The organism is Microbacterium paulum (assembly GCF_015707995.1).
Lineage (GTDB): Bacteria > Actinomycetota > Actinomycetes > Actinomycetales > Microbacteriaceae > Microbacterium > Microbacterium paulum.
Genome location: NZ_JAAGRY010000076.1, coordinates 1 through 13,527, shown reverse-complemented (window position 1 = coordinate 13,527; position 13,527 = coordinate 1). Strand labels below are relative to the sequence as shown.

Annotated in this window: 9 protein-coding genes and 1 other RNA gene; 4 read left to right on the top strand and 6 right to left on the bottom strand. The window is 72.0% G+C overall.

The features are described from left to right. The coding region (locus G3N18_RS14170) for a DNA polymerase III subunit gamma and tau (protein WP_338038612.1) at window positions 1-1,168 on the bottom strand (1,168 nt) is incomplete at its 3' end. A gap of 72 nt (window positions 1,169-1,240) precedes the next feature. Here G3N18_RS14170 and G3N18_RS14165 point away from each other — a divergent pair. Beyond that, on the top strand, window positions 1,241-2,392 hold the full coding sequence (locus G3N18_RS14165; protein ID WP_196384916.1) for an FAD-dependent oxidoreductase: 1,152 nt from the start codon (window positions 1,241-1,243) through the stop codon (window positions 2,390-2,392). A gap of 66 nt (window positions 2,393-2,458) precedes the next feature. Here the strand turns inward: G3N18_RS14165 and G3N18_RS14160 are convergent, their stop codons facing one another. The 5 genes from G3N18_RS14160 to ffs all read right to left on the bottom strand — a co-directional run bounded on the left by G3N18_RS14160 (window position 2,459) and on the right by ffs (window position 9,330). Further along, window positions 2,459-5,011, bottom strand: coding sequence for a glycoside hydrolase family 65 protein (locus tag G3N18_RS14160; protein ID WP_196384918.1), 2,553 nt, complete (start codon window positions 5,009-5,011; stop codon window positions 2,459-2,461). A gap of 29 nt (window positions 5,012-5,040) precedes the next feature. Further along, the gene (locus G3N18_RS14155) at window positions 5,041-5,769 is read right to left on the bottom strand and encodes an HAD-IA family hydrolase (RefSeq protein WP_196384915.1); all 729 of its coding nucleotides are present in this window, start codon (window positions 5,767-5,769) and stop codon (window positions 5,041-5,043) included. 41 nt (window positions 5,770-5,810) lie between these two features. Continuing rightward, a complete protein-coding gene (locus G3N18_RS14150) occupies window positions 5,811-7,004 on the bottom strand; it encodes an acetate/propionate family kinase (protein WP_196384914.1) in 1,194 nt (397 codons plus the stop codon). Then, window positions 7,001-9,154 carry a phosphate acetyltransferase gene (gene pta / locus G3N18_RS14145; RefSeq protein ID WP_196384913.1) on the bottom strand — a complete coding sequence of 718 codons (2,154 nt, stop codon included), beginning with the start codon at window positions 9,152-9,154 and terminating at the stop codon, window positions 7,001-7,003. Before pta ends, G3N18_RS14150 begins: the two co-directional genes overlap by 4 nt. A 79-nt stretch (window positions 9,155-9,233) precedes the next feature. Continuing rightward, window positions 9,234-9,330: signal recognition particle sRNA small type (gene ffs, locus G3N18_RS14140), an RNA gene on the bottom strand. A 93-nt stretch (window positions 9,331-9,423) separates the two neighbouring features. Between ffs and G3N18_RS14135 the strand changes: the two genes are divergently transcribed. The 3 genes from G3N18_RS14135 to G3N18_RS14125 all read left to right on the top strand — a co-directional run. After that, window positions 9,424-10,401: an AAA family ATPase gene (locus G3N18_RS14135; RefSeq protein WP_196384912.1), complete on the top strand. Its 978-nt coding sequence runs from the start codon at window positions 9,424-9,426 to the stop codon at window positions 10,399-10,401. A 7-nt stretch (window positions 10,402-10,408) separates the two neighbouring features. Further along, a complete protein-coding gene (locus tag G3N18_RS14130; RefSeq protein WP_196384911.1) occupies window positions 10,409-11,665 on the top strand; it encodes a DUF58 domain-containing protein in 1,257 nt (418 codons plus the stop codon). Further along, a partial coding sequence (locus G3N18_RS14125) for a transglutaminase TgpA family protein (protein WP_338038611.1) occupies window positions 11,652-13,527 on the top strand: 1,876 nt, incomplete at its 3' end. The genes G3N18_RS14130 and G3N18_RS14125, both read left to right, overlap by 14 nt.

The following is a 13,527-nucleotide window of genomic DNA, read 5'->3' as shown; positions in this document are numbered from 1 at the left end:
GCTGCGGCGCAGCCGTCGCGACCGGGGCGGGAGCGCCCACCGGCGCAACCCCCAGGGCCGCCGCCGCGCCGAACGACGCGAGCACGCGCGCGACGAGCAGTTCGAGCTGCAGGCGGGGCGAGGTCGCACCGGTCATGTCGTCGAGCGTTCCGACGGCGAGGTCGGCGATGCGCGAGAGCCGGTCGGTGCCGAACGCGGTGGCCTGACGAGACATCCGTTCGAGTTCGTCGGCGGGGATGCCGCGCAGCACCGCCGAGGCGCCGTCGCCGGTCGCGGCGACGACGATCAGGTCGCGCAGGCGCTCGAGCAGGTCGTCGACGAAGCGGCGCGGGTCTTGCCCCGTCTGCACGACCCGGTCGATGGCGGCGAACGCACCGCCGGCGTCGTTCGCGGCGAAGGCCGAGACGACCTCGTCGAGCAGTTCGGCGTGGGTGTAGCCGAGCAGCGCTACGGCGCGTTCGTACTTCACGGCGCCGTCTTCCGACCCCGCGATCAGCTGGTCGAGGAGCGACAGGGTGTCGCGCGGCGATCCGCCGCCCGCGCGCACGACGAGAGGGAGAACGCCCGCTTCGACCTGCACGCCCTCTTGCGCGCAGAGCTGCTCGACGTATTCGAGCATCGCGGCGGGCGCCACGAGGCGGAACGGATAGTGATGCGTGCGCGAGCGGATCGTGCCGATGACCTTCTCGGGCTCGGTCGTCGCGAAGATGAACTTGACGTGGTCGGGCGGCTCTTCGACGAGCTTCAGCAGCGCGTTGAACCCCTGCGGGGTCACCATGTGCGCCTCGTCGAGGATGAAGATCTTGAACCGGTCGCGCGCGGGCGCGAAGATCGCGCGCTCGCGCAGGTCACGGGCGTCGTCGACACCGTTGTGGGATGCCGCGTCGATCTCGACCACGTCGAGCGAGCCGCCGCCGCCCCGCCCGAGCTCGACGCAGCTGTCGCACACGCCGCACGGGGTGTCGGTCGGGCCCTGCGCGCAGTTCAGGCAGCGCGCGAGGATGCGTGCCGAGGTGGTCTTGCCGCAGCCGCGCGGGCCGCTGAACAGGTAGGCGTGCCCCACGCGGTCGCCGCGGAGCGCCGTCATGAGCGGATCGGTGACCTGGGCCTGCCCGATCATCTCGCCGAACGACTCGGGCCGGTAGCGGCGGTACAGGGCGGTGGTCACCAGAACAGACTACGGCGTGCGTCCGACATCGAGCCCGGGAACAGGATCGCCGGTCGTTCGGTTGCACGCAGTGTGAGAGCGCAGCCCGTCGATGTCGTCGTGATCGGCGCCGGGCAGGCGGGCCTGTCGGCCGCCTACCACCTGCGCCGCCGCGGCTACACGCCCGTGGGCACGGGCGCGGCGGCGCCCGCCGCAGGTTCCCCCACCTTCGTCGTGCTCGACGCCGACGACGCCCCCGGCGGCGCGTGGCAGCACCGCTGGGCATCCCTTCGGATGGCGACCGTCAACGGCATCTACGAGCTGCCCGGGGCGCCCGTGCCGCCCGCCGATCCCGCGGCCGCAGCGCGCGACGTTCTCCCCGCGTATTTCGCCGACTACGAGCGGCGCTTCGACCTGCAGGTACGCCGGCCCGTGCGGGTGCGCGCGGTGCGCCGCGAAGACGGCGACCCGGCCGGGCGGCTGCTCGTCGAAACAGGGAGCGAGACGGATGCCGAGGCATGGTCGGCCCGCTTCGTCATCAACGCGACCGGCACGTGGCGCCGCCCGTTCTGGCCGCGCCTGCCCGGCGCAGAGACGTTCCTCGGCCGCCAGCTGCACGTGCACGACTACGTCTCGAGGGACGAGTTCTCGGCACGCGGCGGGGCGCGCCAGCGCGTCGTGATCGTCGGGGCGGGCATCTCGGCCGTGCAGCTGCTCGACGAGATCTCGCAGGTCGCTGACACGTTCTGGGTGACCCGGCGCGAGGTCGATTGGGATGCCGCCGACTTCGACACCGCCGCCCGCGTCGCCGCGATCGCCGGCGTCGAAGAGCGCGTGCGCCGCGGCGAACCGCCCGGAAGCGTCATCTCGGTGACCGGCCAGCACCGCACGGCGTGGTCGGAGGCGGCCCGCGCGAGAGGCGTGCTCGTGAGGCATCCGATGTTCACCGCCATCGAACCCGGCGGCGTGCGCATGCCCGACGGCTCGTTCGAGCCGGCGGACGTGATCCTCTGGGCGACAGGGTTCCGCGCCGACATCGGGCACCTCGCGCCGCTCGGTCTGCGCACCTCCGCGGGCGGCGTGCGCGTCGCGAACGGCCGCTCGCTCGACGAACCGCGCCTCTTCCTGATCGGCTACGGCCCGTCGCAGTCGACGGTCGGCGCGAACCGCGCGGGCAGAGACGCCGTACGCGCGATCGTCGCGGAGAGTTCGGGGTCGCACCTGGTCGCCACGCCGCAGCGGTGACGACCAGGTGCGACCCCGAACCGGCGCAAGGCCGGGCGAGGTGCGCCCGAGACGATCAGGAGGCGATCAGGTGTCGATACCGAGGTTGCCGTGCTCCTCGCGGTCGCGACCCAGCTCTGACACCGGGGTCGTGCCCGTGATGACCGGGATCGTCGTCGTCATGGTCGCGCTCGGCACCGACGCCGACAGCAGCGTGCCGTCTTCGCGGAGCGACTCGCCGATGTCGTCGAGTGTGGGCCGACCCGAGATGACCGGGCCCTGACCCGCGAGCGGCACCACGACCGTCGCTCCCCCGGCGACCTCGTACTCGCGCCCCCGCACCGCGAACAGCACCGGCTCGCCGGGGCCGGCGACGACCGTCAGCTCGCGCCGGGTGATCGTCACCTGCAGCGCCGTGCCGCGCCAGTGCAGCGGGAACGACAGCGACGGCCAGTCCGCCGGCAGGCGCGGGTCGAACGAGAGCTCGCCCCAGTGGTCGCGCATGCCGCCGAAGCCCGCGACGAGCGCCGTCCACACGCCACCGGCCGACGCGACGTGCACCCCGTCTGCGGCGTTGTGATGCAGGTCGCCCAGATCGACGAAGATCGACTGCGCGAAGTACTCCAGCGCGAGCTTCTGGTAGCCGACCTCGGCCGCCAGGATCGCCTGCACCACCGCCGACAGGGTCGAGTCGCCCGTCGTGAGCGGGTCGTAGTACTCGAAGTCGGCGAGCTTCTCCTCATCGGTGAAGTGGTTGCCCTGCAGGTACAGCGCGAGCACCACGTCGGCCTGCTTCAGGACCTGATAGCGGTAGATCACGAGCGGGTGGAAATGCAGCAGCAGCGGCCGCTGATCGGCGGGCGTCGACTCGAGGTCCCACACCTCGCGCTCGAGGAACACGGCGTCCTGCGGGTGGATGCCGAGGCCCTCGCTGTACGGGATGTGCATCGCCTCGGCGGCCGCGTCCCAGGCATCCGGCTCACCCTCGTCGAGCCCCAGGCGGCGGACCATCGCGGCGTACTCGTGCGGCGCGGTGTCGGCCATCTCCCGGACCACCCGGGCGGCGAAGCGCAGGTTGTAGCGGGCCATGACGTTCGTGAACAGGTTGTCGTTGACGACCGTCGTGTACTCGTCGGGGCCGGTGACGCCGTGGATGTGGAACACCTCGGGCTCGCCGTCTTCGTTGAAGCGCCAGAACCCGAGCGTCGACCACAGCCGCGCCGTCTCGACGGCGATGTCGACGCCCTCGCGGTAGAGGAAGTCATCGTCGCCCGTGGCGCGCACGTACTTGCCGAGCGCGAAGCTCACGTCGGCGTTGATGTGGTACTGCGCCGTGCCGGCAGCGTAGTAGGCGGATGCCTCTTCGCCGGAGATCGTCCGCCACGGGAAGAGAGCCCCGCCCTCGTTCAGCTGCCCCGCGCGCTTGCGCGCCGCCGGGAGCATGTTGTAGCGCATGCGCAGGGCGTTGCGCGCCCAGAGCGGCGTCGTGTAGATGAGGAAGGGGAGCACGTAGATCTCGGTGTCCCAGAAGTAGTGGCCGCTGTAGCCCGAGCCGGTCACGCCCTTCGCCGGGACGCCCAGTCCGTCGGCACGCGCGGCGGCCTGCGCCAGCTGGAACAGGCACCAGCGGGTCGCCTGCTGCAGATCGTCGTGGCCGCCGATGACGACGTCGGAGCGCTCCCAGAAGGCCGCCATCCACGCCGCCTGGCGGTCGTACTGGGTCTGCACGCCCTCGGCCTCGACGCGGTCGAGGGTGCGCCGGCCGCGGTCGACGAGCTCGCGCGCGGGCACGCCACGGGACGTGTGATAGCTGACGAGCTTGGTGACCGTGACGGGCACGCCCGCCCGCGCCTGCACCTGGAAGACGTGCTTGGCGATGTCGGGCTCGGTGAGGGTGCGCTCCGAGTACTCGTTCTCGGTGTCGATGAGGTGGTCGGCGACGACCGCCACGGTCATGCCCGACTCGGTCGTGCGGTACGACAGCGCCGCCCGCGGTCCGTCCTGCCAGTACTCCTGCGGCTGCAGCACGCGCTCCGAGATGCGCTCGGCCTTGCGGGGGTCGAAACCGCCCTTGCCGCTCCCGGGGGCGCGTCCGCCGTAGACGTCCTCGCCGTCCTGGCGGTTGATCAGCTGGCAGCTGACGGTGACCGGGGCATCCGAGTTCAGCACCGTCACCGTCAGGCGCATGATCGCGAGGTGCTTCTCCTCGAAGGACACCATGCGGTCGACGTCGACGACGACGTCCTTGCCGCTCGGGGTCATCCAGCGCACGTGCCGCGTAAGCACGCCCGTGCGCATGTCGAGGACGCGCTCGTACTCGCGGATGTCGGCGGTGTCGAAGTCGAGCGGCTCGTCGTCGACGTAGACCCGCATGACCTTGGCATCCGGCGCGTTCACGATCGTCTGGCCGACCTCGGCGAAGCCGTAGGCCTGCTCCGCGTGACGGATCGGGAACGTCTCGTGGAAGCCGTTGATGAACGTGCCGTGCTCGTGCGCCTGCCGCCCCTCGGGGTGGTTGCCGCGCAGGCCCAGGTAGCCGTTGCCGAGCGCGAACAGGGTCTCGGTCACCCCGACGTCGTCGAGCGAGAACCTCGTCTCGACGAGGCGCCACGGGTCGACGGGAAAGCGGTCGCGATCCATCGGGTCCATCCCTTCGATGCGAGCGAACATCATGCGACGAACGCGGCGAGGTCGTCGACGACGAGGTCGGCGCCGAGGTCGAGCAGGGCCTGCGCACCGGCGCCGCGGTCGACGCCGACGACAAGGGCGAACCCGGCGGCGGCGGCCGACTGCACCCCCGAGTGCGCGTCTTCGACGGCGGCGCTGCGGGCCGGGTCGACACCCAGCATGCGCGCCCCTTCGGCGAACATGTCGGGCTCGGGCTTGGAGCGCAGTCCCTCGCGTGCCGCCACGACGCCGTCCATGACGATGCGGAAGTAGTCGCGGATGCCGGCGGCGGCGAGCACCTCTTCGGCGTTCTTCGAGCTCGATACGACCCCGATCGGCGTGCCGGCCGCGCGGAGCTTCTCGATGAGCGCGAGCGAGCCCGGGTAGGGCGCGATGCCCTCTTCGCGCAGCACGGCGGCGAACACCTCGTTCTTGCGGTTGCCCACGCCGCACACGGTGTCGGCGGTGGGCGGGTCGGACGGATCGCCCCACGGGATCTCGACGTCGCGCGAGCGCAGCAGGCTTGCGACGCCGTCGTAGCGCTGCTTGCCGTCGAGGTAGCGGTAGTAGTCGTCGTCGGTGTACGGCGGCTCGACGCCCCAGCCTGTGAACAGGTCGGTGAACATCGTCCGCCAGGCGTGCATGTGCACCTCGGCGGTCGGGGTGAGCACGCCGTCGAGGTCGAACAGCACCCCGTCGTAGGTCGTCAGGTCGGGAAGATCCACGGTCACTCTGCCAGCGTAGTCGCGGGGTGTGAACGGCACGTTTCTTTTCAGCGGGCGCTCGTGACCGTGAGGGTCTGGCGGGCGATCTCGAGCTCTTCGTTCGTCGGCACGACGAGCACCGTGACGGCCGAGTCGTCGGTCGAGATGACGCGGATGCCACGGCGACGCTCCTCGTTGCGGGCGGGGTCGACCCGCACCCCGAGAAAGCCGAGCGTCTCGAGCGCCGCCGCGCGCACGAGCGGCGAGTTCTCGCCCACGCCCGCCGTGAACGAGATGACGTCGACGCCGCCGAGCTGGGCGATGTAGGCACCCAGGTAGGCGCGCAGCCGGTGGATGTAGACGTCGAAGGCGAGCATCGCGGCACCGTTGCCCGCCTCGCGGCGCTCCTCGATGTCGCGCATGTCGGAGACGCCGGCGATTCCCAGCACGCCGCTGCGCTTGTTCAAGAAGTCGTCGAGCTGGCTCGGGGTCATCTCTTCGCGGCGCGCGAGCACGAGCAGCACCGACGGGTCGATGTCGCCGGAGCGGGTGCCCATGACGAGTCCTTCGAGGGGCGTCAGGCCCATCGAGGTCTCAACCGACAGGCCCCCGTCGATCGCCGTGATGGATGCCCCGTTGCCGAGGTGCAGCACGAGCTGCTTGAGCTCTTTGAGCGGCCGTCCGAGGTGCTCCGCCGCCGCCTCGCTCACGAACTTGTGGCTCGTGCCGTGGAACCCGTACCGACGGATGCGGTGCTTGCGCGCCATGTCGTGGTCGATCGCGTACGTGTACGCGGCGGGCGGCAGCGTCTGGTGGAACGCCGTGTCGAAGACGGCGACGTGCGGCAGGTCGGGGAACGCGGTGCGCGCGGCGCGGATGCCCTGCACCGCCCCCGGGTTGTGGAGCGGCGCGAGCACCGACAGCTCGTCGATGTTGATCTCGACGAGGTCGTCGATGAGGGTGGGGTGGAAGAACCGCGCCCCGCCCTGCACGACCCGGTGCCCGATCGCCGCCGGCGGATTCTCGATGAGCGAGGGGCCGAACTCGTCGAAGGCGCGAAGCATCACCTCGAACCCCACGGCGTGATCGGGGATCGGCAGTTCGCGCTCGTACGAGGCATCCGCCGCCTTGTGCGTCATCGCGCCGACGTCGGCGCCGATGCGCTCGACGAGGCCGGATGCCAGGGCCTGCTCGGTCTCGACGTCGATCAGCTGGTACTTGAACGACGACGAGCCGCTGTTGATCACGAGCACGACGGTCATGCGGAGACTCCCTCTGCCCGGGCAGACTGGGCCTGGATCGCGGTGATGGCGATCGTGTTGACGATGTCGTCGACGAGCGCACCGCGCGACAGGTCGTTGATCGGTTTGTTGAGGCCCTGCAGCACCGGGCCCATCGCGACCGCGCCCGCCGAGCGCTGCACCGCCTTGTAGGTGTTGTTGCCGGTGTTGAGGTCGGGGAAGACGAACACCGTCGCACGGCCCGCGACGGCGGAGCCGGGCATCTTCGCCTTCGCGACGGCGGCATCGGCGGCCGCGTCGTATTGGATCGGGCCCTCGACGAGCAGCTCGGGCGCGCGCTCGCGCACGAGCGCGGTCGCTTCGCGCACCTTGTCGACGTCCTCCCCCGACCCGGACTCCCCCGTCGAGTAGGACAGCATCGCGACGCGCGGCTCGATGCCGAACTCCGTCGCCGTCGCCGCCGACGAGATCGCGATGTCGGCCAGCTGCGGCGCGGTCGGGTCGGGGATGACGGCGCAGTCGCCGTACACCAGCACGCGGTCGGCGAGCGCCATGAGGAAGACGCTCGAGACCACGGAGACGCCCGGACGGGTCTTGATGATCTCGAAGGCGGGGCGGATCGTGTGCGCCGTCGTGTGGGCCGCGCCCGAGACCATGCCGTCGGCAAGCCCCAGGTGCACCATCATGGTGCCGAAGTACGAGACGTCGGTGACCGTGTCGGCCGCCTGCGCGTAGGTGACCCCCTTGTGGCTGCGCAGTTGCGCGTACTCGCGGGCGAAGCGGTCGACGATCACCGGGTCGAACGGGCTCAGCACCTGCGCCGCGCTGAGGTCGATGCCGAGCTCGACGGCGCGCCCGCGCACCTCGGCCTCTTCACCGAGGATCGTCAGGTCGGCGATGCCGCGGGTGAGCACCGTCGCGGCGGCCTTGAGCACACGGTCGTCTCCGCCCTCGGGCAGCACGATGCGCTTGCGCGAGGTGCGCGCCTTCTCGAGCAGCTGGTACTCGAACATGAGCGGCGTGACGACGGCGGAATGGGCGAGCCCGAGCGCGCGGGTGAACTCTTCGGTGTCGACGTTCTGTTCGAAGAGGGCCAGCGCCGTGTCGAAACGGCGCTGCGATCCCGCGGCCAGGCGGCCGCGCGTGCCCATCACACGGACGGCGGTGTCGTAGGTGTCGAGGTCGGTCTGCACGATCGGCAGCGACGAGTCGAGGCCGGCCATGAGGTCGTCGACGGCGGCCGGCAGCGGGAACGGGCCGTTCAGGATGATGCCCGAGATCGACGGGAACGTGCCCGACGAGTTCGCCAGCAGCAGGCCCAGCAGCACCTCGGTGCGGTCGGCGGGAACGATCACGATCGCGCCGTCGGTGAGCCTCGGCAGGATGTTGTTGAGCGACATGCCGGCCACGACCACGTCGAGCACTTCGCGGGTCATGAGGTCTTCGTCGCCTCGCAGCAGCCGGCCGCCGAGGCGCAGCATGATGTCGCGCACCGCCGGGGCGACCAGCAGCACGTCTTCGGGGATCGACCAGACCCCGACCGGCGCCTCGCGGGTGCCGTCGGCGGCGGGCGCGTCGACCACGACGGCGTGCACGGCCGCGTTGATCTCGCGCAGGCGCGCGGGGTCGGCGCGGTTGGTGATCACCGCGAAAAGCTCGGCGCGCTGATACGAGATGTCGGTGAGGGCCAGCGACATCAGCTGCCCGAGCTGCTCGGGCGTGCGCGCGACGCTCATGCCGAGACGGTCGCCCTGGTCGGCGCGGCCGTTCAGCACGACGAGCACGGGCGCTCCGAGGTTCGCGGCGATGCGCGCGTTGTAGGCGAGCTCGCTCGTCGAGCCGACATCGGTGAAGTCGCTGCCGACGATGACGACCGCGTCGCACTTGGCCTCGACCGCTTTGAACCGCTCGACGATCTTCGACAGCGCCGCGTCGGGATCGGCGCGCACCTCGTCGTAGGTGACGCCGACGGCCTCTTCGTAGTCGAGGTCGACGCCGATGTGGTCGAGCAGCATCTCGAGCACGTAGTCGCGTTCGGCGGTCGAGCGGGCGATGGAGCGGAACACCCCCACGCGCGGGATCGACCGGGTGAGCGCGTCGATCACGCCGAGAACGATGGTGGACTTCCCCGACAAGCCCTCGGTCGAGGTGATGTAGATGCTCTGCGCCACCCCGCCAGCCTATGGCGGGCATGGATGCCCCGGCCAGGCTCCCCCCGGACAAAACCCCGTCGCGCCTGCCGGCGGGCAAAAGAAAGACTCTCCGCGAACCCGGCAGAGCCTGGTTACCCTTGCTACGTTTCCGTCCTGGGGGATTTGGCCTGGGTGCCGCCTCGCGGAGAGCTAGATGCGAGTTTACCCGACGTCTGGGCCCGGGCCGCACCACGGCTCCGCCGCCGGGTTAGCATCGAGCAGGCACCGCCGCTGAGACAGGGAGACGCATGCCCGACCACCCGCTCACCGCCGACTCTTTCGCCCGCTCCACCGACGCCGTGCTCGCGTCTGTCGAGCGCGTGATCGACGGCAAACCCGCCGCCGTCCGCGCGGCCCTCGTGTGCCTGCTCGCCGAGGGCCACCTGCTCATCGAAGACGTGCCCGGGGTCGGCAAGACCGTGCTCGCCCGCGCGCTGGCGGCATCGGTCGACGCGACGGTGCGGCGCATCCAGTTCACCCCCGACCTGCTGCCGGGAGACGTCACGGGCGTCAGCGTCTACAACCCCGTCGACCGCGAGTTCGAGTTCAAACCCGGCGCGATCTTCGCGCACATCGTGATCGCCGACGAGATCAACCGGTCGTCGCCGAAGACGCAGTCGGCCCTGCTCGAGGCGATGGAAGAGCGCCAGGTCACCGTCGACGGCACGTCGCACCCGCTCGATGACCCGTTCCTCGTCGTGGCGACGCAGAACCCGCTCGAGATGGAGGGCACCTACGCCCTGCCCGAGGCGCAGCGCGACCGCTTCATGATGCGCATCTCGATGGGGTATCCGGATGCCGCGAGCGAAGCGCTCATGCTGCGCCAGCGCGGCACGGCGAACCCCCTCGACGCCCTGACGCCGGTGATCGACGCCGACGGGGTGCGCGGCCTGATCGCGTGGGCACGAGGCATCCACGTCTCCCCCGCCGTCGAGGAGTACACGGTGGCGCTCGCGCGCGCGACGCGCGAACACGCCGACGTGCGGTTGGGTGCGAGCCCGCGCGCGACGCTGCAGCTCGTGCGTGCCGCGAAGGTGTGGGCCGCCCTCGACGGCCGCGAGTTCGTCATCCCCGACGACGTCGCGACGCTCGTCGAGCCCGTGTTCGCGCACCGCATGATCGCCGCGCGCGGCTCGGCGACCCGCGGACACGGGGGCGCCGACACGATCTCGTCGATCCTGCGCGGCATCGTCGGCAGCGTGCGCGTGCCGCTCGCGACCCGGTGACGGTGCCGTGTTCTCGCGCTGGCCGCTGACCTTCCGCGGGACGGGTGCGGCCCTGCTCGCCGCCGCGTGCCTCGTGCTCGCGCAGCGGTTCGCGCTGGCCGAGCTGGTCTATCTGGCCGTGCTGCTCGTGCTGCTCGTCGCGGGCAGCATCGCGACGCTCTACCTCGTGCGCCGCTCCGAGCGGGTGACCCGCTCGTTCGACCCCGCCGTCGTGTCCGTCGGCGACGAGGTGGCCGTGCGGCTGCGGATCGAAATCCGGAGCCCCCTTCCCGCTGCCCAAGGCCGCTGGCACGACGCTCTCCCCGACGGCGTGCACGGCGAGGCGAACGGTGTCTTCCCCGAGACCTCGTCGGGAGTGCGCGCGAAGGGGCGCGACACCGAGCTCGCGTACACGGCGACGGCGGCGCGTCGAGGCATCCGGAACATCGGCCCGCTGTCGGTGGTCGCCACCGACCCGTTCGGCCTCGCGCGCCGGCGCCACACGATCGGCCGCGCGCTCCCGCTGACGGTCACCCCGGCGCTCGTCGAGCTCGGCCCGCTCGCCGACCAGTCGGGCGACCTCGGTGGCGGCATGCACAGCGCGACCGATCAGCTCGGTCAGGGATCGGACAACCTCGTGCCCCGCCACTACGTGCCGGGCGACTCGATGCGGCGCATCCACTGGCGCGCGAGCGCGCACCGCGACGAGCTGATGGTGCGTCAAGAAGAGCAGGAGACGACTCCCGAGGCGGTGGTCGTGCTCGACCGCACCGCGGCGCACTGGGCGCCCGACGCCGCGCGCTCCGCCGGTGCCGACGCGGCCTTCGAGGCCGCGGTGTCGGCGTGCCTGTCGGCGGCGGCGCTGCTCGCGCGCGAGGGGTACACCGTCGCCGTGATCGACGGCGACGGCGCCGCCTTGAGCGACGAGGTCGCCGGTGGCGACGCGGCCGGCATCGAGCGGCTCGCCGTCGACCTCGCGACCGTCAAGGCGCGCCGAGACGGCAGCCTCGCGGGGCCCCGCAGCCTCTTCGCGAGCGACCCGACCGGGCCCCTGGTGATCGTCGCGGGAGCGATCGACGACGCGGATGCCGCGGCGCTCGCCCCGCTCGTGCACCACACCTCCCTCCCCCTGCTGCTCGCCGCCGCACCCGCCGAGGGCGCACTGCGGCACGCGGCCGAACGGGGCTGGCGCGCCGCCGAGATCGGCGACGGCGTCGACCTGGCCGCGGCGTGGAACGTCGCGGTCGATCGCGGAAACCTCGGGGCGCGCCGTGTCGACGCCTGACCGCGCGCGCCGCGGCCGACCTCGCGGCGAGGTGCGCCTGACGATCGCGCTGTGGCTCGCGATCGTCGCGACGATGGTCCCGCTTCTGCGGGTCGTGCACAGCGGCGGCTGGTTGCCCGGCGCCGCCGTCCTCGCGGCGGTGCTGCTCGCCGTCGGCTTCGCACTGCGCCGCGCCCGCCGCGTGCCGGCGATCGCGGTGACCCTCGTCGAGATCGTCGTGTGGGTCGCGGCGGTCACGGCGGTGTTCCTGCCGAGCGCCGCGCTCCTGCGGGTCATCCCGACCGCAGAGACGCTGCGCGCGGGCACCGACCTCGTGCGCGACGCGGGGCAGCAGATCCTCGAAGGGGTCGCGCCGCTCGCCGCGACCGCCGCGCTCGGGTTCGTGATCGTCGCGGCGCTGGGCCTGCTCACGATCGCGCTCGACCACGTCGTGCTCACGGCACGGATGCCGCTGCTGGCGGCCGTGGCGCTCGTGATCGTCTGGCTCATCCCCGCCATCGCCGTGCCCGCCGGGGTCGACGTGGTCGCGTTCGTCGTGCTCGCCGCGGCGATCCTGTACCTCATCCGCGCCGAGACCCGCACGCGCGAGACGACGGCCGCGCGGGCGGGCGGCGTCACGGCCGTGGCCGTGACGATCGGCGTGGTCGCGATCGTCGGCGCGGTCATCGGCGGGCCGGCCCTCCCGCCGCCGACCGCGTCGGCCGGCGGCTCGGGGGTCGCCGCGAGCATCGACCCCTCGCTCGACCTCGGCGACGATCTGCGCCAGCCCGGCGACGTGGCCGTGCTCACGTTCCGCAGCGACGCCCCGCAGCTGCCGAACCTGCGCGTGGCAACCCTGTCGCTGTTCGACGGCGACGTCTGGCAGCCCGACCGCCCGCGCTCGGTCGAGCTGACAGACGCGGGGCTCGATCCGGTGACGGCGGGCGACGGCATCCGTATCGCCGAGTACCACACGAACGTCGACGTCGCCCAGCTCTCGTCGGCCTACCTGCCCGTGCCCTACCCCGCCGTGACGGTCACGGGCCTCGAGGGCGACTGGCGTGCGGTGCCCTACAGTCGCACGCTGCTGACCGGTCAGAGCAACGCGCAGGGGCAGCGTTACGAGGTCGTCTCGCAGGCCCCGCAGCCAACGCTCGAACAGATCCGCGCCGCGTCGGCGCGCCTCGACGACACCGCGGTCGATGTGACCGCGGTGCCCGCTGATACGCCGGCGGTGGTCGGCGACACGGCGCGCACCGTGACCGCCGGGGCGGAGACCGACTACGACCGGCTCGTCGCACTGCAGAGCTGGTTCCGCGGGCCCGAGTTCACCTACTCCCTCGACACGCCCGTCGTCGAGGGCTTCGACGGGGCCGGGGTCGAGGCGGTCGCCGCCTTCCTCGACCGCAAAGAGGGGTACTGCGTGCACTTCGCGGGCGCGTTCGCGCTGATGGCGCGGACGCTCGGCATGCCGTCGCGGATCGTCGTGGGGTTCCTCCCCGGCAAGTTCACGGGCGACACGGTCGACGGGCAGCGCGTCGCCGAGGTGACGACGGGACAACTGCACGCGTGGCCCGAGGGCTATTTCGAGGGCGTCGGCTGGGTCGCCTTCGAGCCGACGAAGAGCCTCGGCACGCCGACGCGGTTCGCGAGCGCCACCGATCCGGCGGGCGCGAGCGGCGACGACGTCACCGCGCCGACCACCGCGCCCACGGCATCGGCGACACCCACGACGGCGCCCGAGGAACGCCCGGATGCGGGTGGCGACGCCTCGGCGGTCACGGCGCGCGGGATCGATCTGCGGCCGCTCGCCGGGATCGTGCTCGCCATGCTGGTGATCGGCGCCGCTCCGGGGCTCGCCGGCGGCGCGCGCCGCCGCGTGC